This window comes from Algoriphagus sp. SE2 (genome assembly GCF_039563885.1).
In the GTDB taxonomy this organism is placed as follows: Bacteria; Bacteroidota; Bacteroidia; order Cytophagales; family Cyclobacteriaceae; genus Algoriphagus.
Map to the genome: position 1 here is coordinate 1 of NZ_JBCLWJ010000077.1, position 445 is coordinate 445.

The 445-nt window shown below is 40.4% G+C and carries 1 protein-coding gene; it reads left to right on the forward strand.

Annotated elements, in window-relative coordinates:
- The coding region (locus AAGF08_RS20485) for a hypothetical protein (protein WP_343513322.1) at positions 1–445 on the forward strand (445 nt) is incomplete at both ends.

A 445-nucleotide genomic window follows, 5' to 3' on the forward strand; every position in this document is an offset into this window, starting at 1 on the left:
TTTTGAAGGTGGGTTTCGGGTAATGGAGGATCATAGTCACAATATATGGCTCACTCATAACAGTGGTGGTCAATTTGTATTAAGCGTTATCGGAGAAGGCCGTGAAGACTACGTAGAAATCTTGAATGATCGGGTTTCATATTTTTTTCAAGACTCAAATCACAGTATGTGGCTGGCCGCCGAAAAGGGTCTTATGGCCATTTCATTAGAAGAAAAAACAGCTGTTACCATTGACAAAAAAAAGGGGAATCTTGGGTGGCAAGTTTTATTCGAGGAAGATCGTCACGGAAGGTTATGGGTCATAAAAAATGATACTATAGAGGTGCTCAGTAAAGATCGCAGGCAGATGAAAACAATTGTCACCAATAGACCAATAAGATGGGGAAATACGATAAAGGATAAAAGGGGCATAATCTGGATTGGTACTACGGAAGGAATCCTCCTA